The 23,712-nt window shown below is 71.4% G+C and carries 19 protein-coding genes; 9 read left to right on the top strand and 10 right to left on the bottom strand.

The genetic code is table 11. From position 1 onward, the window contains the following. Window positions 1-37: 37 nt before the first annotated feature. Window positions 38-604 (top strand): DJ-1/PfpI family protein, encoded by a 567-nt coding sequence (locus CG723_RS42460; protein WP_100598907.1) that lies wholly within the window; start codon window positions 38-40, stop codon window positions 602-604. A 217-nt stretch (window positions 605-821) separates the two neighbouring features. Here the strand turns inward: CG723_RS42460 and CG723_RS42455 are convergent, their stop codons facing one another. Together CG723_RS42455 and CG723_RS42450 are read right to left on the bottom strand one after the other, a co-directional pair. Further along, window positions 822-1,496: an HAD family hydrolase gene (locus CG723_RS42455; RefSeq protein ID WP_100598906.1), complete on the bottom strand. Its 675-nt coding sequence runs from the start codon at window positions 1,494-1,496 to the stop codon at window positions 822-824. 46 nt (window positions 1,497-1,542) lie between these two features. Beyond that, entirely contained in the window at window positions 1,543-2,058 is a 516-nt protein-coding gene (locus CG723_RS42450; protein WP_100598905.1) for a DUF6912 family protein, read from the bottom strand. Window positions 2,059-2,347: 289 nt separating this feature from the next. Between CG723_RS42450 and CG723_RS42445 the strand changes: the two genes are divergently transcribed. Then, complete coding sequence (locus CG723_RS42445; RefSeq protein WP_234374828.1) at window positions 2,348-2,842, top strand: Rv3235 family protein; 495 nt, start codon at window positions 2,348-2,350, stop codon at window positions 2,840-2,842. Between the two features lie 662 nt (window positions 2,843-3,504). Here CG723_RS42445 and CG723_RS42440 read toward each other — a convergent pair. Both CG723_RS42440 and secA read right to left on the bottom strand, forming a co-directional pair. Continuing rightward, window positions 3,505-3,756 carry a hypothetical protein gene (locus CG723_RS42440; RefSeq protein WP_159032680.1) on the bottom strand — a complete coding sequence of 84 codons (252 nt, stop codon included), beginning with the start codon at window positions 3,754-3,756 and terminating at the stop codon, window positions 3,505-3,507. A gap of 221 nt (window positions 3,757-3,977) precedes the next feature. Further along, window positions 3,978-6,782: a preprotein translocase subunit SecA gene (gene secA / locus CG723_RS42435; protein WP_100598903.1), complete on the bottom strand. Its 2,805-nt coding sequence runs from the start codon at window positions 6,780-6,782 to the stop codon at window positions 3,978-3,980. Between the two features lie 243 nt (window positions 6,783-7,025). Here secA and CG723_RS42430 point away from each other — a divergent pair, with 243 nt between their 5' ends. Then, entirely contained in the window at window positions 7,026-7,598 is a 573-nt protein-coding gene (locus CG723_RS42430) for a GNAT family N-acetyltransferase (protein ID WP_100598902.1), read from the top strand. Between the two features lie 70 nt (window positions 7,599-7,668). Beyond that, window positions 7,669-8,847, top strand: coding sequence for a winged helix-turn-helix domain-containing protein (locus CG723_RS42425; protein ID WP_100598901.1), 1,179 nt, complete (start codon window positions 7,669-7,671; stop codon window positions 8,845-8,847). A gap of 34 nt (window positions 8,848-8,881) precedes the next feature. Here the strand turns inward: CG723_RS42425 and CG723_RS42420 are convergent, their stop codons facing one another. The 6 genes from CG723_RS42420 to mtnA form a co-directional block, all read right to left on the bottom strand. Beyond that, window positions 8,882-9,637, bottom strand: a complete 756-nt coding sequence (locus tag CG723_RS42420; RefSeq protein ID WP_100598900.1) for a response regulator — start codon at window positions 9,635-9,637, stop codon at window positions 8,882-8,884. 225 nt (window positions 9,638-9,862) lie between these two features. Continuing rightward, complete coding sequence (hpf, locus tag CG723_RS42415) at window positions 9,863-10,552, bottom strand: ribosome hibernation-promoting factor, HPF/YfiA family (protein ID WP_399984082.1); 690 nt, start codon at window positions 10,550-10,552, stop codon at window positions 9,863-9,865. Window positions 10,553-12,084: 1,532 nt separating this feature from the next. Beyond that, window positions 12,085-13,875 carry an LpqB family beta-propeller domain-containing protein gene (locus CG723_RS42405; protein ID WP_100598933.1) on the bottom strand — a complete coding sequence of 597 codons (1,791 nt, stop codon included), beginning with the start codon at window positions 13,873-13,875 and terminating at the stop codon, window positions 12,085-12,087. Window positions 13,876-13,969: 94 nt separating this feature from the next. Next, a complete protein-coding gene (gene mtrB / locus CG723_RS42400) occupies window positions 13,970-16,051 on the bottom strand; it encodes an MtrAB system histidine kinase MtrB (protein WP_100598898.1) in 2,082 nt (693 codons plus the stop codon). Between the two features lies 1 nt (window position 16,052). Next, on the bottom strand, window positions 16,053-16,742 hold the full coding sequence (mtrA, locus tag CG723_RS42395) for a two-component system response regulator MtrA (RefSeq protein ID WP_189491636.1): 690 nt from the start codon (window positions 16,740-16,742) through the stop codon (window positions 16,053-16,055). A gap of 4 nt (window positions 16,743-16,746) precedes the next feature. Next, a complete protein-coding gene (gene mtnA, locus CG723_RS42390; protein WP_100598897.1) occupies window positions 16,747-17,895 on the bottom strand; it encodes an S-methyl-5-thioribose-1-phosphate isomerase in 1,149 nt (382 codons plus the stop codon). A gap of 140 nt (window positions 17,896-18,035) precedes the next feature. Between mtnA and CG723_RS42385 the strand changes: the two genes are divergently transcribed. From CG723_RS42385 to CG723_RS42365, 5 genes are read left to right on the top strand one after another with little or no spacing between them, the layout of a single operon-like run. Further along, complete coding sequence (locus CG723_RS42385) at window positions 18,036-19,328, top strand: glycerophosphoryl diester phosphodiesterase membrane domain-containing protein (protein ID WP_100598896.1); 1,293 nt, start codon at window positions 18,036-18,038, stop codon at window positions 19,326-19,328. 4 nt (window positions 19,329-19,332) lie between these two features. Then, window positions 19,333-20,031: a DUF4129 domain-containing protein gene (locus CG723_RS42380; protein WP_234374827.1), complete on the top strand. Its 699-nt coding sequence runs from the start codon at window positions 19,333-19,335 to the stop codon at window positions 20,029-20,031. Continuing rightward, on the top strand, window positions 20,028-21,287 hold the full coding sequence (locus CG723_RS42375) for a DUF4350 domain-containing protein (protein ID WP_100598894.1): 1,260 nt from the start codon (window positions 20,028-20,030) through the stop codon (window positions 21,285-21,287). The genes CG723_RS42380 and CG723_RS42375 overlap by 4 nt, the downstream gene beginning before the upstream one ends. Then, complete coding sequence (locus CG723_RS42370) at window positions 21,284-22,276, top strand: AAA family ATPase (protein ID WP_199842108.1); 993 nt, start codon at window positions 21,284-21,286, stop codon at window positions 22,274-22,276. Before CG723_RS42375 ends, CG723_RS42370 begins: the two co-directional genes overlap by 4 nt. 17 nt (window positions 22,277-22,293) lie before the next feature. Further along, window positions 22,294-23,604 carry a DUF58 domain-containing protein gene (locus tag CG723_RS42365; protein ID WP_100598892.1) on the top strand — a complete coding sequence of 437 codons (1,311 nt, stop codon included), beginning with the start codon at window positions 22,294-22,296 and terminating at the stop codon, window positions 23,602-23,604. Window positions 23,605-23,712: the final 108 nt, after the last annotated feature.

Here is a 23,712-nt window from a genome sequence, read left to right as displayed (position 1 = left end):
CACCCCGGCCCGAAGGCTCCGAGGGGAGCGCACAGCCATGGCACCCAAGATCCTCCTGGTGACCGGCGACGCCGCCGAGTCACTGGAAGTCCTGTACCCCTACCAGCGCCTGCGCGAGGAGGGCTACGACGTCCACATCGCCGCCCCGGAGCGCAAGAAGCTGCAGTTCGTCGTCCATGACTTCGAACCGGGGTTCGACACGTACACGGAGAAGCCCGGCTACACCTGGCCCGCCGATCTCGCGTTCGCCGAGGTCGAGCCCGAACAGTACGTCGCTGTCGTGATCCCGGGCGGCCGCGCCCCCGAGTATCTGCGCAACGACCCGGAGCTGCGCAAGATCCTGAAGTCTTTTTTCGACGCGGACAAGCCCGTGGCCCAGATCTGCCACGGTCCGCTGCTGACGGCGGCGGTCGACGGTCTGCGCGGGCGCCGCGTCACGGCGTATCCGGCGCTTGAGCCCGACATGCAGGCGGCGGGCGCGGCTTTCCGGGACGCGGAAGTGGTGGTCGACGGGACGCTGGTGTCGTCGCGCGCCTGGCCGGACCACTCGGGGTGGATGCGGGAGTTCCTCACGGTGCTGCGCGCCAAGGCGCCGGTGACCTGAGGGTCCGAGGGGCCCGACAGGACGGCGCCTGCGCGAGTTCACCCGCCCGGCCGACGAATGCGGTGACGTCGGCCGGGAGTTGTCCCCCGCGCCTCTGCCCGAAGCTGAATCCCATGGTGCCGCGCCCGCGTCCCGCCCTGCCGGATCTGTGCATTCCGGTTCGCCGACGATCGCACCGCAGCGTACGCAGCCAGCAGCGGAGCCTGAGCACATTCGCTCACTCCGCCAGGTGTTCCGCCACCCCCACGGCCTCGGCGAGAGTGTCCACGACCGGCGCCCCCGCGCCTTCGAGGCTGGCCCTGCTGTGCGATCCGCCGGTGTAGAGCACGGCCCGCGCGCCCGCGTGCAGCGCCGCCACCGCGTCGTCTGCAGCGTCCCCGATCACCACCGTGCGCCCCGGCGCAACCCCCGCGCCGGCCAGCGCTCCGAGGTGGCGGACCATGTGCTCGGCCTTGCTGCCGCCGGAGGGGCCGGTGCGCCCGTCGACCCGCAGGAAGTGCGACTCGATCCCGAACTCCCGTACCAGCGGGACGAGTTCGTCATGTCCGTACATGCTGAGGATCGACTGGCTGCGGCCCGCCGCGCTCCAGTCGGCGAGGAGAAGCTCCGCCCCGTCGGCGAGCCCGCAGGCCGTGCGGTGGAGCGTGTAGTGCCGCTGGAAGGCGGTGTCCATGCGCTCCCACTCGGCCTCAGTGGGCAGCCGCCCCATCAGCCGCTGGTAGAAGCGGGGTATCGGCACGCAGTACAGCTCTCTGTACCGCTCCAGGGTGATCGGCTCGAGTCCGATCTCCGCGAAGGCGGCGTTCGTCGCGCTGATGACGGCGTCGTTGTCGTGGAACAGCGTCCCGTTCCAGTCCCAGACGATGTGTGCTCCGGCTGCGTGCTTCCCCATGGCAAGAACGTACCCGCCGGGACCGACAATCGTACGTTCGCGCAGGTCAGCCGCTCAGGCCGAGCAAGTTCGGGATCTCCTGCGTGGCGAACCAGAGGAGCTCGTGGTCCTCGGCGCCGTCGACGACGAACTGCGCGTCGTCGTCGCCCTGGTCCGCCGCCCCGAGCGCCGCGGCCGCCGCGGTCACGTCCTTCCCGGCGTCGGCCGAGTCCACGTGCACCGCCGCCGCCTTGGCCAGGGGGACCGCGTTCGCGATCCGCACCTCGCCGAGCGCTCCCGGGTCGAGCCCGCGGTCCGGGTCGGCCACCGCGGCGCCGTCCGGCACGTCGAGCGCGACCACGACCCGCTTGCGGGGCGCGTCCGGCTCCCCGGCGATCAGCCGCAGCGACGCCGCCGCCGCGCGGTTGAGGGCCGCGTACTCCAGTTCCTCTATGTCGTCGGAGACGTACCACTCGCGCAGCGCGGGCGTCACGGCGTACGCGGTGAGCGGTCCGGGCCCCAGTTCGCCCGCCTTGTGCGCCTCGGCGAGACGGGGCAGGGACAGGGGGACGTACACGCGCATGGCTGGCCACTTTCGTCGGCGAGAGGGGCTTCAGGATACGTGCGGGAGTCCCCCTTCGGGGTGCCGGTCGCCCCCTGTGCGCACGTCCACGCCGGACCCCCGCGTGACCCTCCCGAGCCCCGTCCGCGCACGCCTCGTCCGCCGTCCGATCACCCGGATAGGTGATCCTTTCGACCGCCCTCGCCGGGCCCCTGTGGCCTTGCGAGCGGCGCCGCAGGACACGTACAAGATCCCCAAGCGAAGTTACCGATCGGTATCCACCGGTCGGACGCCGAACGGGGACCCAGACATGCACGAGCCCACCTCCCATGAGCCGCCGCTGCGCAAGGTGATGGACCAGCCGCGCCGCCGCCCCCGGACGACCCGGCCCCCGGGCGGCCGACCGCCCGGCAGGCAGGACACGAGGCGCCCCGGTGCGCCGCCCGTGCGCGTCCCGCCCCAGCTGCCACCGCACCCCGCCGAGCTCTTCACCGAGCGCCTCCTGCTGATGCTCAGTGGCCAGCGCCCCGTCCACTGGGCCTCCCGCCACTTCGCCGGATCCCTCTTCGACGCCCTGATCCGGCTCGCCGAGGACCAGCCCCTCAGCGACCGGGGACACCGGCCCGTCGTCCGAGGCATCGGCCACTACGAGCCCGAACCCGGCGTCTTCGAAGTCTTCGCCCGGATCAGCGCGGGCCCCCGGCTCCACGCCCTCGCCTTCCGCCTGCACCGGGGCGACGACCACCGCTGGCTCTGCACGGCCGTCGAAATGAGCGGACGCCCGCCCCGCGACAGCGAGGCGTGAGCCCCACCGCCCTCGGCCAGCTCGGTCACCGGCGGCGAGGGGTGGTCGATACCCTCGGCCGACGGACGCCCGCCCCCGCGACAGCGAGGCGCGAGCCCCACCGCTGTCAGCGCGCCGGCCGCCCTCGACCTCGACCACCGCGGTCGCCGGCAGCGAGAGGTGGTCGACACCCTCGGACGGCGTGTACGTCACCCGGGTCCCGGCCCGTGCCAGTGCCGCCGCGGTCTCCTTTGAGGTGACGGCCGGCGCCGTCGTGTCCGCGGTGCCCTGCACCATCAGCACCGGCTCGCGGCAGCCGGTGACGAGCGGCTCGCAGTGGCGGGCCGGCAGCACGGCGAGTTCGGGCGCTCCGTTGCGCGTCGTCCCGTACACGAAGTCGGCGTTCTTCAGCCCCTCACCGGCCTTGAACACCTCGGCGAGGCAACCGCCGTCGCGGGCCACCCCGAGGACCTTCATGCCCTGCGACGTGAGGTGGTCGGCCGGCTTCACGTCCGGCTCGGCCGCTGCCATGCCCGGAACGAGCAGAGCGATGTACGGGTTGGCGGTGGCCTGCGGGTCTCCGATGCCGGCCAGGTCGAGGATCCGCGCCCAGTGGCTGGGCCGGGCGCAGATCCCGAATACGTCCGCACGACGGCTTCCAGCGGCACGCCCTCCTCGGCCCGCTACGCGGCCTGCTCCGTGAACCGCGCGCAGTCGACGGGAAAGGCGGGCACGCCGTCCGCGGCCCGGGCGAGGAAGCCCTGCAACGCGAGGCGGGTGGTGAGCGCGATCTCCACTTCCCGTACCTCGTCAGGGAGATCGTCGAAAGGGGTCGTCGCTCGGAACTCCCCGTCGACCAGCTCCCGGACCAGCTCCGGCACCCGTGGCAGAACCCGCCCGGCGAGGCGCCTGGCCGCCGCGTGCTGCACCGCCACCGCCAACCGCCACCGCCACCGGCCCGGCACCGGCACCGCGGCCCTCGGCCCGGTCCGGCGTCGCCACGCCCGTCATCCCCGCATGCCCATGGGCCGGGCCCCCGGTGTTCCGACTGCCGGCGCTCCGGCCGCCCCTGCTGTCCCGCCCCGACACCGACGAAAGGGGCCGGGCATCCCGTGCCCGGCCCCTTCACCCACGCTCGGTCAGAGCGCGCCGCGCACTACTTCTTGCGGCGACGCCCGCCCTTCTGCTGCTTGCGGCGCTCCGCGCGCGTGAGGCCGTCGGCCTCGGAGCGCGTCGGGCCGTCCTCGGTGACGTAGTCCATCTCGTCCACGCCGCCCTCGGCGTTCGGCGCCTGGAAGTGCAGGCGGTCCGGACGCTGCGGGGCGTCGAGCCCCTTGGCGCGGATCTCGGGACGGCCGACACCGGCCGGCACCGCGTCCTGCTTGTCCAGGGACGGCGCCACGTCCTGCACCTCGACCTCCTCGACCTGCTGTTCGACCTGGACCTCCAGGTTGAACAGATAGCCGACGGACTCCTCCTTGATGCCCTCCATCATGGCGGTGAACATGTCGAAGCCCTCGCGCTGGTACTCGACCAGCGGGTCCTTCTGCGCCATGGCGCGCAGGCCGATGCCCTCCTGGAGGTAGTCCATCTCGTAGAGGTGCTCACGCCACTTGCGGTCCAGGACCGACAGGACCACGCGGCGCTCCAGCTCACGCATGATCTCGGAGCCGAGCTGCTCCTCACGCGCCGCGTACTGCGCGTGGATGTCATCCTTGACGGACTCGCCGATGAACTCGGCCGTCAGACCCGCGCGGTCACCCGCGGCCTCCTCCAGCTCGTCGACGGTGACCTTCACCGGGTAGAGCTGCTTGAAGGCGCCCCACAGCCGGTCCAGGTCCCACTCCTCGGCGAAGCCCTCGGCGGTCTCGGCGCCGATGTACTCGTCGATCGTGTCGTCCATGAAGTGCTGGATCTGCTCGTGCAGGTCCTCGCCCTCCAGGACACGGCGCCGCTCGCCGTAGATGACCTCACGCTGCCGGTTGAGGACCTCGTCGTACTTGAGGACGTTCTTCCGGGTCTCGAAGTTCTGCTGCTCGACCTGCGACTGGGCCGACGCGATGGCACGCGTGACCATCTTGTTCTCGATCGGCACGTCGTCCGGGACGTTCGCCATCGACATGACGCGCTCGACCATCTGGGCCTTGAACAGGCGCATCAGATCGTCACCGAGCGACAGGTAGAAGCGGGACTCGCCCGGGTCTCCCTGCCGGCCGGAACGGCCGCGCAGCTGGTTGTCGATACGGCGCGACTCGTGCCGCTCCGTGCCGAGGACGTAGAGCCCGCCAAGGTCCTTGACCTCTTCGAACTCGGCCTTCACCGCCTGCTCGGCCCGCTCCAGAGCGCCCGGCAGCGCGGCCGCCCACTCCTCGACGTGCTCGACCGGGTCGAGGCCGCGCTGGCGCAGCTCCGCCTCGGCGAGGTCGTCCGGGTTGCCGCCGAGCTTGATGTCGGTGCCTCGACCGGCCATGTTCGTGGCGACGGTGACGGCGCCCTTGCGGCCGGCCTGGGCGACGATCGTCGCCTCACGGTCGTGCTGCTTCGCGTTCAGCACCTCGTGCTGCACACCACGCTTGGACAGCTGCTGCGAGAGGTACTCGGACTTCTCGACGGACGTCGTACCGACGAGGATCGGCTGGCCCTGCTCGTGCTTCTCGGCGATGTCGTCGACGACCGCGTCGAACTTCGCGACCTCGGTGCGGTAGATCAGGTCGGCCTGGTCCTTGCGGACCATCGGCTTGTTCGTCGGGATCGGGACGACGCCCAGCTTGTAGATCTGGTGGAACTCGGCGGCCTCGGTCATGGCCGTACCGGTCATGCCGGAGAGCTTGTCGTAGAGACGGAAGAAGTTCTGCAGGGTGATCGTGGCGAGCGTCTGGTTCTCGTCCTTGATGTCCACCCCTTCCTTCGCCTCGATCGCCTGGTGCATGCCCTCGTTGTAGCGGCGGCCGGCGAGGATACGGCCGGTGTGCTCGTCGACGATCATGACTTCGCCGTCGATGACGACGTAGTCCTTGTCCTTCTTGAACAGTTCCTTCGCCTTGATGGCGTTGTTCAGGTAACCGACGAGCGGCGTGTTCACCGACTCGTAGAGGTTGTCGATGCCCAGCCAGTCCTCGACCTTGGCGACGCCGGGCTCGTGGATGGCGACGGTGCGCTTCTTCTCGTCGACCTCGTAGTCGCCGGTCTCCTCGATGCCCTTCAGCGGGTTACCGGCCTCGCCCTTCTTCAGGCGGGTGACCAGCTTCGCGAAGTCGCCGTACCACTTGGTGGCCTGGTCGGCGGGGCCGGAGATGATCAGCGGCGTACGGGCCTCGTCGACGAGGATCGAGTCGACCTCGTCGACCACCGCGAAGTTGTGGCCGCGCTGGACGAGCTCGTCCTGGGACCACGCCATGTTGTCGCGGAGGTAGTCGAAGCCGAACTCGTTGTTCGTGCCGTAGGTGATGTCGCAGCTGTACTGCTCGCGGCGCTGCGCCGGCGTCATGTTCGCCAGGATGCAACCCACGCTGAGGCCGAGGAACTTGTGGACGCGGCCCATCATCTCGGAGTCGCGCTCGGCCAGGTAGTCGTTCACCGTGATCAGGTGGACGCCCTTGCCGGACAGCGCGTTCAGGTACGTGGGGAGCGTGCCGACGAGGGTCTTGCCCTCACCGGTCTTCATCTCGGCCACGTAGCCGAGGTGGAGGGCGGCGCCGCCCATCAGCTGCACATCGTAGGGACGCTGGCCGAGCACGCGCCTGGCCGCCTCGCGGACGGTGGCGAAGGCCTCGGGGAGCAGGTCGTCGAGGCTCTCGCCGTCGGCGAACCGCTCCTTGTACTCGTCGGTGAGGGCCCGCAGCTCGGCGTCGGAGAGGCTGACGAAATCCTCTTCGAGGGAGTTGACCTGGTCCGCGATGCGGTGCAGCTTGCGCAGGATCTTGCCTTCGCCTGCACGCATGATCTTCGAGAGGACGGACACGGGGGTTGGTCTCCTTGCCGGTCGGGCCTGGCACGGTCGGGTGTGACGGTATAGAGCAACGGCCATCGTATGCGAGGACCCCGGCGCGCCGGGAGGTCTGCCGTAACCACAGCCACAAGGACAACGCACGAGGACCGCTCAAGGTGCCGCACGAAGCTGTGCACCCCGACTGCGAAAGGTAACAGCGCGCTCACCCCGCGATATCTGCTGGCGCCATTGTCGGCCTCCGAGCAGAATCGGCCGATGGAACCCGTCGCACTCACCACCGACCGCCTGCGGCTGCGCACGTTCACCGCCGAGGACACCGACGAGGTGTACCTCGCGGCCCAGGACCCCGACATCCAGCGCTGGACCACGATCCCGTCGCCCTACGCGCGCGTGGACGCCGAACACTTCGTCTCCCGCATGGTCCCGGACGGCTGGCGGGCCGACACGGAGTACACCTTCGCCGTGCGGCTCCAGGACGACGGCCCCGTGATCGCCGCCGCGAGCCTGCACCACCCGCGCGCGGGCGCCTGGGAGGTCGGCTTCTGGACCGGGAAGGACTATCGCGGCCACGGCTACATGACCGAGACGGTCCTCGCCCTGGCCCGCTGGGCCTTCACCGACCTGGCCTGTACGCGACTGGAGTGGCGCGCCGAGGTCGGCAACGTCGGCTCTCGCACCGTCGCCGAGAAGGCCGGCTTCACCGTGGAGGGCGTCATGCGGGCGGGCCTGCCCAACAAGGGCGTACTGCGCGACTGCTGGGTCGCCTCGCTCCTCCCCTCGGACCTCGGCATCCCGGCAGTGCTGCCCTACCTCCCGGCGCCGGCATGACGCTTTCCGGCGCCGGCCCCCGCCCGCCGGCCAGGTCCGACTGTCAGTGCCGCGCCCTATCGTTCGGGGCATGACGACCACGCCGCGCCCCGCCGCCGAACTCTCCGCCGACGAGGCCCGCCGCATCGCGCTGCGGGCCCAAGGGTTCCTCGGCGCGCCGGACCGCAAGGGCGGGGTCCGCGGCGTGCTCCGTCACCTCGGAGCGGTCCAGCTCGACACCATCTCCGTGCTGGCCCGCTCGCACGAACTCATCCCGTACGCACGCCTGGGCGCGGTCGGCCGCAGAACGGTCGAGGACGCGTACTGGACCCCGGGCACGGCCGGCGCGCCGCACGCCTTCGAGTACTGGTCGCACGCCGCGTGCATCCTGCCCATCGAGGAGTGGCCGCACTTCGCCTTCCGCCGCCGCGCCTATCGCACCCGCCCGCACTGGCACCACGACCTGCCCGACGGCGCGTACGAGCAGGTCATCAAACAGCTGCGCACCGAAGGCCCGCTCACAGCCACGGAGTTGGGCGGCGCGAAGAACAAGGGCGAGTGGTGGGACTGGTCCGAGGCGAAGGTCGCCGTGGAGCGCGCCCTGATGTACGGCGAAGTGGTGTGCACGCAGCGCCGCAGTTGGAAGCGGGTGTACGACCTCGCAGAGCGCGCCGTCCCGGCCGAGCTGCTCCATGACGACCTGGACGACCGGGAGTGCCTGCGCCGCCTGGTCCGCCTGGCCGGACAGTCCCTCGGCATCGGCACGCGTTCCGACATCGCGGACTACCACCGCCTGAAGCACGAGCAGTTCGACGCGGTGGTCGAGGACGCGGGCCTGGTTCCCGTGACCGTGCAGGGCTGGGGAAAGCCGGCGTGGGCGGACCCGGAGGCGCTCGACACCGCCCCCCGCGGCCGCCACCGTACGACGCTGCTCTCGCCCTTCGACTCCCTGATCTGGGAGCGGCCCCGCACGGAGCGGATCTTCGGCTTCACGCACCGCCTGGAGGCGTACGTCCCCAAGCCGAAGCGGGTGCACGGCTACTTCGCGATGCCGGTCCTCGCGGGCGGGCACCTGGTGGGCCGCGTCGACCCCGCGCGCGACGGGAGCACGCTGGTCGCCCGGCAGGTCTCCCTGGACGGCCCGAAGGCGGTCCCGGCCGTGGCGCAGGCGCTGCGGGAGGCGGCCGAGTGGGTGGGCTGCGACGCGGTCCGGATCGAGCGCGTCGACGCCCCGAACCTCAAGCCGGCCCTCGTCACCGCCCTCGGCTGACCGCTGTCACCTGACCGCTGTCACCCGGTGGCCGTCACCGGATCTCGAGGATCTTCTCCCGCATCGCGTACACCACGGCCTCCATCCTGGAGTGCAGCTGGAGCTTCTCCAGGATGTTGCGCACATGGTTCTTCACGGTGTTCTCGGAGATGAACAGTTCCTTCGCGATATCGCGGTTGTTCATGCCCGTGGCGACCAGCTTCAGGACTTCCAGCTCGCGGTCGGTCAGCCGCGGCGCCGGAACGAGACGCCGCTCGTCCGTGCGCTGGATCATCGACTTGAATTCGGTGAGGAGCTTCGACGCCATCGAAGGGCTGATCTGCGACTGCCCGTCGGCGACGGCGCGAATGGCCGTGGCCACCTCGTCCGTGGAGATCTCCTTGAGCAGATAGCCCGTCGCGCCCGCCTTGATCGCGTCGTAGAGATCCGCTTCCTCGTCACTGATGGTCAGCATGATGATCTTGGCGCTGGGGGCGACCTCCTTGATGGAGGTGCATGCCTCGATCCCGCCACGCTTGGGCATCCGCACATCCATCAGGATGATGTCGGGCAGCAGGTCGGCCGCCTTGTCCACGGCCTCGGCGCCGTCACCCGCCTCGCCGACGACCTGGATGTCCTCCTCGGCCGCGAGAACGATCTCGAGCCCGCGCCGGAACAGCGCGTGGTCGTCCACCACGAGGACCCTGATCGGCTCCTTGCGCGGCGCGCTCTCGTCCGGGCCCATGCCCTGGACACCGTCACCGGCCGTACCGGCGCCCTCGTCCCGCATCGGTCCGAAGCTGTCCGCCATCGTTCCTCCCCCTGAAGGCCATGGCCCGTCTTCCTGTGCCACGCCAACCCGGGGCAGCGGCACACCGGTTGACCCGGCCCGGCCATGATTTCATGCCTTGGCGCCGGTGCGGTGACCGAGCGGTGCGCAGAAGGCCGCACGAGGGTGCCCCTGGGGGCGCACGCGCTCCCAGGGGCACCCTTCACGACTGTCTCCCGCGGGCTCAGCGGCGTGGTTCCGCCGGCCTCAGCCGCCGAGCGCCCCGCCCGCTGCGGACGACTGCGCCTGGGTGACCATCGGGTCGGTGTTGAGGTGGATCACGCCGTAGTCGTAGGCGTGGCGCCGGTAGACGACGCTGGGCTCCTTGGTCTCGGAGTCGACGAAGAGGTAGAAGTCGTGCCCGACCAGCTCCATCTCGTAGAGCGCCTGGTCGAGTGACATGGGCGCAGCGACGTGCGTCTTCTCGCGAACGATGAGCGGGCCTTCGCCCTGGACCTCGAGGGAGCCGATCCTCGTGGTCGGTACTCCGCCAGGCTCCTCGTTGTTGACCACCGAGCCGTCCCCGTTCAGAGTCGCCGTGGCGACGACATCGGGGACTTCCGCGGCCGTGAGCCTGCCGCTCCCGCGGCGGGTGGACCGCTTGCTGTGTTCCTTGCGCAGGCGCGCCTCGAGCTTGTCCGTTGCCAGGTCGAGCGCCGCATACGGGTCGCTGGCCGCCGCCTCCGCCCTGATGACCGGGCCGCGCGTGCGGAGTGTGATCTCTACGCGGTCGCAGCGGTCGGCCTGTCGGGGGTTCGGCTCCTTGGACACCTCCACGTCGAGGCTGATCACCTTGCCGTCGAACTTCTGGATCTTGTCCAGCTTCAGCTTCTCGGCCACGTGCTTGCGGAACCGCTCGGGCACCTCGGTCTTGCGGCCCTTGACGACGATGTCCACGCAGAACTCCGTTCCCGGATCGCCCCGCTCCATCGGCGGAGCATCTCCCTGTTGCACCAGACTCCGGCCACTTCCGGAGTCTCTGACTCGGCGACTTCCACCTCCTCCTCCCCCATGGACAAGATCTACACCCCATCATCGCGGGTGATTGCCGAAAAAACCTGCGGCGCCCACGACACTGGCATTCCTGATTGCTGAGGATGGCGTCCGCCATTCCTCACAACCGAACATATCTCGCCCGGACGGATGCCGTCACCCTCTACTGACGCGTACCTCCATTCAGGTGAAATGCCCCCCTCGCCACCTGCAACGATGCAGGTTTCCGCTCAGTTCCGGTTTATTTCGAAAGAACTCGGAGAGGCTGCAACCACTGCCGCACTGATCGAGTTGCGCGCGGGCAATTCCCGTGCAGTTTCCACCCATCGCGGCGTGATCCCGTCGCTCTCGCCCCCTGCCGTCCCGGCCACTGCGGCACGTATTGCGCGGGCCGCCTCCGCCAATGAGGCACCCGTGGTCATGACGTCGTCGACCAGCACGATCCGGCCACCCGTGGCGAGGAGTGCACGCGCTCCCGCAGGCACCTCCAGAGCCCCGGCGAGATTGGCCAGACGCCGCCGCGAGTTGAGTCCGGCCTGATCGGCAACGACCCGCCGCTGACGCAACGCGGCACACACCCTCGCGGGAACCCCCACCCGACGCAGCTCAGCCGCCGCGGCATACGCAATCCGCCGCGAAGGATCATGCCCCCGCGCCCGAACAGCCTTGCGAGCGGAGGGGACGGGGATCAGGAGGAGGGGGGTGGGGGGAGGGGGTGGCGGGGTTGGTTGGGTGCGGGCGGTTGGTTGGGGGCGGGCACCGGGTTGAGTGCGGGCGGTCGATGGGGGGCGGGCACCGGGTTGAGTGCGGGCGGTTGGTTGGGTGCGGGCGCCGGGTTGGGGACGCGCGCTTACTGGGGTGCGGACGCCACCCGTCTGTGTGCGCATGTCTCGCGGCGTATGCGCATCTACCTGTGGGCGCCCAGCTGTCCGTGTACGCCTGTCTACGGGGCCCCCACCCCCGCCCCCTCCCCCATCCCCCGCTTCGCCAAGTCCCGCCCGCACCGCCCCCGCGAGGGCCGCGCCCAGGGGCTCCGCGAGCCCCAGCGCCCCCCGCTCCTTGTGCGCGAGCAGTACGGCCCGCACCGCGTCCTGGTACGGAGCGGCCGCGTGCACCACCGGCAGCCCGGGCGGCTCAGGGTTCGGCCGCACCCGGCGCGGCGCGCCGCCGCACAGGGCGTCCCCGCAGCGCGCGCAGAGCGTCGTACGCGGCCGACCGCAGCCTCCACACTCAGCCGGCAGCACAAGATCTCCGAGGTCCTGCAACCACCCCCGCATGTCCACCACTGTGCCAACAGGGGCGCCCTGCGACCACCCCTGTGGATAAGTGCCTGTGGACAACTCCCGGACGTGCACACTCCGTTGCAATCGGAGGACTCAACTCCGTCCGGCGAGAGGGGAGTACGGCGCACCTCACGGCCGCCGCGCCCCCAGCCCCTACCCCGGATAGACCGGCGCTGTCCCGTCCTTGAGCACCGTCTGCCACGGCAGGCCCGGCGGCAGCCGGACGATCCCGTCGTCCGAGTGGGCGACGAGTGGCAGGCGGTCGTCCTCGGACGCCGCGATCTCCTTCACGCCCGTCAGGCCGGGCAGCGCCTGCCCTGTCGGCGCCGAGCCGTCGCACTGGACGTAACTCAGCTGCTGCACGCCCCCGGACTCGCGTCCGACCACGACGAGTCGGCTTCCGCCGGCCCACGACATGGCCGTGACCTCCTCCATCTGGGGTGCCGCGGCGCGTAGTTCGTCGACCGAGACCGACAGCTTGCCGTCCGGTCCGGAATCGCGTTCGACCCGTCCGATCCGCAGCGTGGTCTTGCCCTCCTCGGCCACGAGCAGCGCGATCCGCACCCCGTCGGCCGACACCTTCACGGCCTCGATCCGCCCGCCGTCGAGCCCGGAGACGTCGACTTCGTGGTTCTCGTCCGCCATGCCCCGGCCGAACATCAGCAGCCGCGGCTTCTTCGGGTCACGGTCGGCCACCCACAGGTCGCCGAGCCCGTCCCAACTGGGCGTCGTGAGCCGGTCCTTCTCGGATTTGGCGTTGCTGCGTACGACCGCGTCGCCGAGCGAAGCGCCCGATACGAACGACCCGACGAACAGGGCGCTCCCGTTGTTCGACACGGCCGCGGCCTGCGTCTCGTCGCGCGAGACGGCGACCGAGCGCATCCGCTGCTCGCCGTCGCCGAGCGGCCCCGGCACCCGCTCCGGGTCCTTCGTGGTGCGGGACGCGCCCGACATCTGCACGAGCCTGCCCTTGTCGTCCAGGAAGTACTGGTCGTCGGCGGACCCGGAGGTGCGGGGTTCCACGAGGGCCTCGGCATCGCTCTCGCTCAGGACGCACAACTGCGACCCGTTCGACCGTTCGAGCTCGATCTGTGACACGTTCGCCGACGTCACATCCCGCAGGGAGAACAGGAGTTGGGCTGCCATCTCCTTGCAGCGGGCCTGCCCGACGTGGTCGGCCTTTGCGTTCAGCGGGACCTTCAGGTTGTTCTCGTCGTCGGGCGCGAGCGACTTCACGCCCTTGCGCAGCCGCGTGTCGGAGGGGAACGTCGTGGTCACGACCGGGTTCAGCCAGTGCGTGGGCCCCGAAAGCAGGGCGCGCACCGTCTGCGTGAGGGGGTCTATCCACTGACGTACGTACACGGGGTCGGCGACCAGCCGCTTCTGACGGCTGGTCGAACCCGAGCCCGATCCCCCACCGCTCTCCGCGCCGCCGGGGGACTCGTCCAGCGCGTAGTAGTACTTGTTGACGGACTGGTAGATGCGCTGGAAGTCGGACTGCCCGAGGACGACGCCCTGCGGCAGCCCGTCGATGCGCCACTGCTTGCCCTTGGGGCTGTCCTCCTGCACGAGGTGCAGCGTCTTGCTGTACGAGGTGCCTTCGGGCCGGTATGCCTGCTGTTGGTCCACGAAAGCGACCTGATGGCCGCTCAGTCTGAACGTACGGCCCTCGTCGCCGGCGCTCGGCCTGCTCGCCTGTCCCGTGCTCGGTCCGTCTGTGAGGACGGTGGTGCGCTCCTCCGGGTGCCAGCCCTTGGCGGCCTTCTCCGTGAGGTACTTGCGCGCCATCGTGTATTGCGGATCGTCGCTGGTCAGCGCTTCGAGGAAGCCCTCGACGATACTGACGGGCCCGGCGTTCTCGCGGGGCGGCATCGCGAAGACGCGCACCTGCGAGTCGGGCCGCTGCGACGCCTCCACGGCCTGGAGTCCGCCGTTGTCCGGCATGGACGCGCAGCCGCTGAGCACCAGTGCGCCGCAGCCGAGCAGCACACCTGTACGCAGCCTGCGCCGCCGTCCGGCCAACTGTGGCCGCCCCCGCTCACCGCGCACGCCCGCCCCCACTTCCCTCGCCGCTGCCGCCGGTCTTCTCGGCCGGTCCGGCCTGCTCGTCCCAGGCTCTCTCCGGACTCCCGGTGTCCTGTCTGCGTGCCGCCGGTGCGGCCGCGTCACCGCGGGACACGACCCGCGAGCCGTTCCCGGGCAGCGCCGCGGGGTCGACCGCGTACCGGGGCGCGGCCGGTTCCTTCGCGGGTACGGACGACGGCATGCGGGGCGCGCCCGCTGCCTGCGCTGGGACCGTCGCCAGCTTGCCGGCGCCCCCGCCGAGCGGAAGCCCTGCCTCGCTCAGGCCGCGGTTGCGCCGCGAGTCCTCCGGCTCCAGCGGTATCGGGGACCCGCGCAGGGGTTCGTCCGCCGTCCGCGGCAGTGTCAGCCGGAACTGCGATCCGCCGCCGGGCTCGCCCCACGCCTGGAGCCAGCCGCCGTGCAGCCGGGCGTCCTCGAGGGCGATGGACAGGCCGAGGCCCGTGCCGCCGGTGGTACGCGCGCGTGCCGGGTCGGCGCGCCAGAAGCGGCTGAAGACGCGGGTGGCCTCGCCGGGCTTCAGGCCCACGCCGTAGTCGCGTACGGCGACGGCGACCGCGCCGCCGGCCGCGGCGAGCCGCACCACCACATCCTTGCCTTCGCCGTGCTCCACGGCGTTGACGACGAGATTGCGCAGGACGCGCTCCACGCGCCGGGCGTCCGCCTCGGCGACCACGGGCTGCTGGTCCCCGACGATCCGCACGTGCGTGCCCTTGTGCTCGGCGAGCGGCTCGGCGCCGCCCACCACACGCCGTACGACTTCCCGCAGGTCTATCGGCTCCGCCTCCAGGGCGGCCGCTCCCGCGTCGAAGCGGCTGATCTCGAGGAGGTCCGACAGGAGTGACTCGAACCGGTCCAGTTGATCGGCGAGCAGTTCCGCCGACCGCGCGGTGACCGGGTCGAAGTCCACGCGCGCGTCATGGATCACGTCGGCGGCCATGCGCACCGTCGTGAGGGGTGTCCGCAGCTCGTGCGACACGTCGGACACGAAGCGCCGCTGCATCCGCGACAGATCCTCCAGCTGCTGGATCTTCGTATGCAGGTTCTGCGCCATCTTGTTGAAGGCCTCACCGAGCCGCGCGATGTCGTCCTCGCCGGTGACCTTCATACGTTCCTGGAGACGTCCCGCGGAGAGCCTTTCGGCGACGCCGGCTGCCATCCGTACGGGCGTGACGACCTGCCGTACGACGAGCCAGGCGATGGCGCCGAGCAGCACCACGACGAACAGTCCGGCCGTGGCGAGCGTGCCCTTGACCAGGCCGAGCGACTTCTCTTCCTGGGTGAGCGGGAAGAGGTAGTACAGCTGGTAGGCGTGGCCCTTCGGGTCTGTCATCTGTTTGCCGATGACGAGGCCGGGCTGCGAGTCCTTGCCGTCCTCGTAGACGATGCGCGTGTACTCCTGGGACGCGCCTGTCATCTTCTCGACCCGTTCGCGCAGGTCGTCGGGGACGCTGGGGTCGAGGACGCCGCCGGAGGCCCGCGGTCCGCGCACGCTGTCGCCGCTGTCGGCCCCGGGTGGGCTGAGCGTCACGACGTCGAAGGCGCTCTGGCCGCCGGAGGAGAGCTGGGTGACCAGCTCGCTCATCCAGTTGTTCGGGGTCAGGGGGGCGCGGCTGTCCGTCGTCGCCCCGTCGCGCGCCCCGGCCGCGGCCGTGTCGGCCTTGTCCTTGGCGGCCCGGAAGCCGCCCTCGGCCTGGCTCTGCGACGCCTTCACCTTGGCGTCGAGCAGCCCGTTGCGCACGGAGCCGATGACGACGATGCCGAGCAGCAGCACGACACCGAGCGACATCAGCAGCGTCGTGACGACGATCTTGAGCTGGATGTTGCGCCGCCACAGGCGCCTGGCGGGCAGCAGCGGCCGCCGCACCCAGCGCGTGAACAGGCGCAGCACGGGGCTGCCCTTCATCCCGCCCTGGAGCAGCAGACCGCCGTCGAGGACCCGGCGCAGCACGGAGCCACGCCCGGCCTTCGGTCCCACAGGCCGCCCCGAGCGGATTCCCGGCCCCCCGGGTGCCGGAGCGGCACTGTCGCGGGACACGTCAGCTCGGTCCGGCCTTGTAACCGACGCCACGGACGGTCACCACGATCTCCGGACGCTCGGGGTCCTTCTCGACCTTCGAGCGCAGCCGCTGCACATGCACGTTCACCAGGCGGGTGTCGGCCGCGTGCCGATAGCCCCACACCTGCTCGAGGAGGACCTCACGCGTGAACACCTGCCACGGCTTGCGGGCGAGCGCCACCAGGAGGTCGAACTCCAGAGGTGTCAGCGCGATCGACTGCCCCTCCCGCTTCACGGAGTGCCCCGCCACGTCGATGACCAGGTCGCCGATGGCGAGCTGCTCGGGCGCGGGCTCCTCGGACCTCCGCAGCCGCGCCCGGATACGGGCCACGAGCTCCTTCGGCTTGAACGGCTTCACGATGTAGTCGTCGGCGCCCGACTCGAGGCCCACCACGACGTCCACCGTGTCGCTCTTCGCGGTCAGCATCACGATCGGCACCCCGGACTCCGCCCTGATCAGGCGGCACACCTCGATGCCGTCCCGGCCGGGAAGCATCAGGTCCAGAAGGACCAGATCCGGCTTGGACTCACGGAATGCGGCCAGCGCCTTGTCGCCGTCAGCTACGAACGACGGCTCAAAACCTTCACCACGCAGCACAATGCCGAGCATCTCGGCCAGTGCGGTGTCGTCGTCGACGACAAGGACTCGTCCCTTCATAGGCCACATCATCCCATTACTTAATCGTTACCTGGCGTGACCTGGCACACAGCTCGCCCAGTCCTTCAGCTGTCACAGGGGAAACCACTCCCCACTCTGTGACGATCGCCGTCACCAACTCGGGCGGCGTCACATCGAATGCGGGGTTGTACGCCTGCGTCCCCAGCGGAGCCACCGGAAACACGCCTCCCGCCTCAACCCCGGCCATCGGCACCTGGGGTGCCGTGACCTCCGTCACTTCATGTCCGGCCCGCTGCTCCACCTCGACGGACGCTCCGTCGGGGGTTTCCGGGTCCACGGTCGTAGCCGGCGCCACCACGATGAACGGCACATGGTGGTACTTGGCAAGAACCGCGAGCGGATAGGTCCCCACCTTGTTCGCGACGGAACCGTCCGCCACGATCCGGTCGGCCCCGACCAGCACCGCGTCCACCTCACCGGCCGCGAACAGCGACCCCGCCGCATTATCCGTGAGCAGCGTGTACGCCATCCCCGCCCGCGCCGCCTCGTACGCGGTCAGCCGCGAACCCTGGAGCAGCGGCCGCGTCTCGTCCACCCACAGCCGCGTCAGCCGCCCCACCCGGTGCGCGGCGAGCGCCACCGCGAACGCGGTGCCCTCGCCCCCGGAGACCAGCGCCCCCGTGTTGCAGTGCGTGAGGATCCGGTGCTGTCCGCCCGGCATCATCTCGTCGAGCAGCGCGAGGCCGTGCCGGGCCATGGCGGCGCTGGCCTCGGCGTCCTCCCGGTGCAGCGCCCGCGCGGCGGCGAGCGCGTCCCGGGCGGCCCGCTCCCGGTCCCCCTCGGCCCCGAGCCCGGCCCGGTACGCCGCATGGGCCCGGCGCACCCCCTTCGCGAGATTAACCGCTGTGGGGCGCGCGCCGGCCAGCGCGACCGCCGCCTCGTCCACGTCGAACCCCCGTGCAGCGGCCAGGGCGACGCCGTACGCCCCCGCGATGCCAAGGACTGGCGCTCCCCGCACGGCGAGCGTCCTGATCGCCTGGACGAGCCCCTGCGCGTCGGTGCAGACCAGCTCGACCTCCTCCACGGGCAGCCTGGTCTGGTCGAGCAGGACGAGCGCGGGCCCCTCGGCCGGCTCCTCCCATCGGAGTACCGGTATGTCGGTGGGCCGCTTGTCGTCGCCGGTTTGCGCGTACTGATCAGCCATCCGCCCAGTCTGCCCCGTACCCGGCGGACAATTGAAGGTGTGCAGCCCATACGGCACCCGGTCAACTCGGAGCCACACCGTGGCACGATGGGCGCCAAGCTGCCGCCGCGACCGCGGCCGGGCACCGTGAAGGAGCGACGATGAACGACACTCCGGGCTGGGCCTCGCCCGGATCCGCCCCCTCCGACGGCCAGGACGACCAGCCTGCCCAGGACGGCAAGGACGCGGCTCCCGACCCGAAGTGGTCCAAGGAGCAGCCGCCGCCCGCGCAGTGGTCCGCCCCGTCCGGCCAGGGCCAGGCCCCGCCCCCTCCGTCGCCTCCCGCCCAGGGTTGGGGCGGCGGACCGCCCGGAGGCCCCGCGGGCCCCGGCGGTGGTGGCGGCTACGGCGGCCCGGGCGGTGGCTACGGCGGCGGATGGGGCTCCTGGCAGGGCAGGCCCGCGGCCGCCAAGCCCGGCGTCATCCCGCTTCGCCCCCTCGGCGTCGGCGAGATCCTGGACGGCGCCGTGTCGACGATGCGCGCGCACTGGCGCACCGTCCTCGGGATCTCGCTCTCCGTCGCCGTGCTCATCGAGATCGTGGTCGTCCTCCTCCAGGGTCTCGTCCTGAACAACTCGACGAACACGGACGCCCTCGACGACCCGAGCGCCACGGCGAGCGAACTGACGCGCGCCGTCGGCGACACCCTGGTCAGCTCGGGCGTCGTCCAGATCGTCTACCTGCTCGGCACCATCGTCGCCACGGCCCTGCTCACGACCGTGACCAGCCGGGCCGTACTCGGCAAGTCCGTGACGACCGGGGAGGCCTGGAAGGACGCCAAGCCCCAGCTCCTCAAGCTGGCCGGCCTGACACTCCTCCTGCCGCTCATCGCCGCCGCCGTCCTGCTCGTCTGCATGCTGCCGGGCATCCTCGTCGCCGTCATAGGCTCCTCGGACGCCGGCGCCCCGCTCATCGCCCTCGGCGCCCTCGGCGGCGCCGTCCTGGCGATCTGGCTGATGATCCGCTTCTCGCTCGCCTCGCCCGCCCTGATGCTGGAGAAGCAGGGCGTCCTGAAGTCCATGAGCCGCTCCGCCAAGCTGGTCCGCGGCTCCTGGTGGCGGGTCTTCGGCATCCAACTGCTCGCCGGGATCATCGCCGGACTCGTCTCGTCGATCATCGTCATCCCGTTCACCTTCCTCGCCGGCGCCATGAGCGGCGAAAGCGTCAGCGGATTCCTCGACGGCGGCACCGGCGACCTCGGCTGGACGTTCCTCATCGTCACCGGCGTCGGCTCCGTGATCGGCTCCATGCTCACCTTCCCGATCACGGCGGGCGTCACTGTGCTCCTCTACATCGACCAGCGCATCCGCCGCGAGGCCCTCGACCTCGAACTCGGCCGCGCGGCAGGCCTCCAGAGCTACGGCGACACCACCGGCCCCACCCCGGGGAGCTGATGCGGTGAGCCCGGCGGGGGGAGTGCTCTGGGCTGCCGCGCTGCGCTCGCGCACCGGCGGCGACGAACCACCGGTGACCATCCCGCGCGCCCCCGCGCGGGAAGCGGCCCGGCGCGAACTGTCCGAGCCCGCATACCACCAGGACGACCCGAGCCTCCTCCAGCGGGGCCTCAACCGCTTCTGGGAATGGCTCGACAAGCTGTTCTCCGCCGCCGCCGGGGCGACCCCCGGCGGCGGATTCGGCCTGCTCGTCATCGTGCTCGCGGTCGTGGCCCTCGCCGTCGCCCTGTGGTGGCGCCTGGGCACCCCGCACCGCTCCCCCCACTCCACCGCCGCCCTCTTCGACGACCGCCCCCGCAGCGCCGCCGAACACCGCGCGGCCGCCGAGGCACACGCCGCCCAGGGCCACTGGACCCAGGCCGTGCAGGAACGGATGCGCGCCATCGTCCGCTCCCTGGAGGAGCGCGCACTCCTCGACCCGCGTCCCGGACGCACCGCCGACGAGGCCGCCACCGAAGCAGGCCGCACCCTGCCCGCCCACACGGACCGGCTGCGCACCGCCGCCCGCGACTTCGACGACGTCACATACGGCGGCCGCACCGCCACCCCGCAGACGTACGAGCGCCTCACCACGCTCGACACCGAGCTGGACCGCACCACCCCCACGCTCACCGGCAGTTCCCCCCGAGGAGCCGCCGAGTGACCACCCAGCACCCGACGGCACCCGCCGCCACCCCGCCGAACGCACAAGACTCCACACCACCGGCGAACCCCGGCGAGCAGCCCCCGGCCACCTCCACGGCCCGCACCCCACGCCAGCTCTGGACCCGCACGCGCGGCCTGCTCATCGCCGCCGTGATCCTGGTGATCGCCGCTGTCGTCATCGCGCTCGTCCGCTCCGGCGCCGCCCACGGCCGCCTCGACCCGCGCTCCGCCGACCCGGCCGGCAGCCGCGCCGTCGCCCAGCTCCTGGCCGACCGGGGCGTCTCCACGCGCGTGGTCACCACCACCGCCGAGGCCCGCGACGCGGCAGGCCCCGACACCACCCTCCTCGTCGCGTCCCCGGACCTGCTCACCGACCGCCAGCAGGCCCAACTGCACGCCGCCACCACCGACTCCGGCGGCCGCACCGTCCTGATCGCCCCCGGCGCCCCCTCGCTCGACACGCTCGCCCCCGACGTCACCGCGGACCGCGCCCCCAGCCTCGACGCACTCGCGCGCCCCGGCTGCTCCCTGTCCGACGCCCGCCGCGCCGGCGACGCCGAGACCGGCGGCCGCCGCTACGCCACGTACCCCACGGACGCCGACACCTGCTACCGCAGCGAAAGCCTCCCCACCCTCCTGCGCCTGCCGGAGGCCAAGGGCGGCGACACTGTCCTCATCGGCGCCCCCGACCCCTTCCTCAACGAACGTCTCGACAAGCACGGCAACGCCTCGCTCGCCCTGCAACTCCTCGGTTCCCGCCCCCACTTGGTCTGGTACCTCCCCTCCCTCTCCGACGACGCCGCGGCCCCCGACTCCGAGCGCCGCAGCTTCTTCGACCTGCTCCCCTCGGGCTGGCTCTGGGGCACACTGCAACTCTTCATCGCGGCCGCCCTCGCCGCGTTCTGGCGCGGCCGCCGCCTCGGCCGGCTGGTCCCCGAACGCCTCCCCGTGGCGATCCGCGCCTCCGAAGCCGTCGAAGGCCGCGCCCGCCTCTACCGCAAGGCCAACGCCCGCGATCGTGCCGCCTCCGCTCTGCGCACCGCCACCCGCGCCCGCCTCGCCCCCCTCATCGGCGTCCCCCCGTCCCAGGCCCACACGCCCGAGACCCTGCTCCCCGCCCTGACCGCCGCACTCCACGCCTCCGGCCAGGACCCGCGCCCCCTCCTCTTCGGCCCGCCGCCCGCCAACGACGCGGCCCTGATAGCCCTCGCCGACCAACTCGACGCCCTCGAAAGAGAGGTACGCCACTCATGATGGCCCCGACCACTGACAACGCCGGGCCCACCGGAGATCCCCGCAGCTCACGGGCGTCTCTGGAGGCCCTGCGCGCGGAGATCGCCAAGGCCGTCGTCGGCCAGGACCCCGCGGTCACGGGCCTCGTCGTGGCGCTCCTCTGCCGCGGCCACGTCCTCCTCGAAGGCGTCCCCGGAGTCGCCAAGACCCTCCTCGTACGCGCCCTCGCCGCGTCCCTCGAACTCGACACGAAGCGCGTCCAGTTCACCCCCGACCTGATGCCGAGCGACGTCACGGGCTCCCTCGTCTACGACGCCCGCACCGCCGAGTTCTCGTTCCAGCCCGGCCCCGTCTTCACCAACCTCCTCCTCGCGGACGAGATCAACCGCACCCCGCCCAAGACCCAGTCCTCTCTCCTCGAAGCCATGGAGGAACGCCAGGTCACGGTCGACGGCACCCCCCGCCCGCTCCCCGACCCCTTCCTGGTCGCTGCGACGCAGAACCCCGTCGAGTACGAGGGCACGTACCCCCTCCCCGAGGCCCAGCTGGACCGTTTCCTCCTCAAGCTCACGGTCCCCCTCCCCTCCCGCCAGGACGAGATCGACGTCCTGACCCGACACGCCCAGGGCTTCAACCCGCGCGATCTGCGCTCCGCGGGCGTACGCCCCGTGGCCACCGCCGCCGACCTGGAAACCGCCCGGGCAGCCGTGGCGAAGACCTCCATCTCCCCCGAGATCACGGCTTACGTCGTCGACATCTGCCGCGCCACCCGCGAATCCCCGTCCCTCACCCTGGGCGTCTCCCCGCGCGGCGCGACGGCGCTCCTGTCCACGGCCCGCGCCTGGGCCTGGCTGACGGGCCGCGACTACGTCATCCCCGACGACGTGAAGGCACTCGCCCTGCCCACGCTCCGCCACCGGATCCAGCTCCGCCCCGAGGCCGAGATGGAGGGCGTCACGCCCGACTCGGTCATCAACGCGATCCTGGCCCACGTCCCCGTTCCCCGCTGACGCAAGGCTCCGCACCCATGGCCCTCACCGGACGCACCGCCCTGCTCGCCGCCCTGGGCTCCCTCCCCGTAGGCATCTGGGAGCCCAGCTGGACCGGCATCCTGGCCGTGAACACCCCCTTGGCCCTGGCCTGCGCCTGCGACTTCGCCCTGGCCGCCCCGGTACGACGCCTGCGCCTTACCCGTTCGGGTGACACCGCAGTACGCCTGGGCGACCCGGCCGACGTCACTCTCACCGTCACCAACCCCTCGCGCCGCCCCCTGCGCGCCCAGCTCCGCGACGCCTGGCCACCCAGCAGCTGGCTCCCCGGCACCGAGGTCGAGGCGTCCCGCCACCGCGTGACGATCCCCCCGGGCGAGCGCCGCCGCATCACCACCCGCCTGCTCCCCACCCGCAGGGGCGACCGAAAAGCCGACCGGGTCACCATCCGCTCGTACGGCCCGCTGGGCCTCTTCACCCGCCAGGGCAGCCACGACGTCCCCTGGACGGTCCGTGTCCTCCCCCCGTTCCACAGCCGCAAGCACCTGCCCTCGAAACTGGCCCGCCTGCGCGAACTCGACGGCCGAACCAGCGTCCTGACGCGCGGCGAAGGCACCGAATTCGACAGTTTGCGCGCGTACGTTCCCGGGGACGACACCCGCTCCATCGACTGGCGCGCCACCGCCCGCCAGTCCACACTCGCGGTCCGCACCTGGCGCCCGGAACGCGACCGTCACATCCTTCTGGTCCTCGACACGGGCCGCACCTCCGCCGGCCGTGTCGGCGACTCACCCCGCCTCGACGCCTCGATGGACGCCGCGCTCCTCCTCGGCGCACTGGCGTCCAGGGCCGGCGACCGGGTCGACCTGCTCGCCTACGACCGCCGCATCCGCGCCCTGGTCCAGGGCCGCGCGGCAGGCGAACTCCTGCCCGCCCTGGTCAACGCCATGGCCCCACTGGAGCCGGAACTCGTCGAAACGGACGCCCGCGGGCTGACGGCAGCGGTCCTGCACACAGCTCCCCGCCGCTCACTCGTCGTCCTCCTCACGAGCCTCGACGCGGCTCCGGTGGAGGAGGGCCTCCTCCCGGTCCTCTCCCGCCTCACGAAACGCCACACCGTACTGGTGGCTTCGGTGGCGGACCCGACGATCGCGGAAATGGCCGGCTCCCGCGGAAACACCGAAGCGGTCTACGACGCCGCCGCCGCGGCTCAGGCCCAAGCGGAACGCCGCCGCACGGCGGAATTGCTCATCCGCCGAGGAGTCACGGTCGTCGACGCCACCCCGAATGACCTCGCACCGGCCCTGGCGGATGCCTACCTCGCTTTGAAGGCAGCGGGCCGGCTCTGAATACAAGAAAAAAGGCCGGTCCCTGAAAAGGGGCCGGCCTGGGACTCGCACACAACGCAGAAAACCCCCGTAACAGGATTCTCATCCGTTACGGGGGTTTTCTTCAAA

It is taken from the genome of Streptomyces sp. CB01635 (assembly GCF_002803065.1).
Classification (GTDB): domain Bacteria; phylum Actinomycetota; class Actinomycetes; order Streptomycetales; family Streptomycetaceae; genus Streptomyces.
The sequence above is the reverse complement of the archived record's forward strand: the minus strand, read 5'-3'. Positions and strand labels throughout refer to the sequence as shown.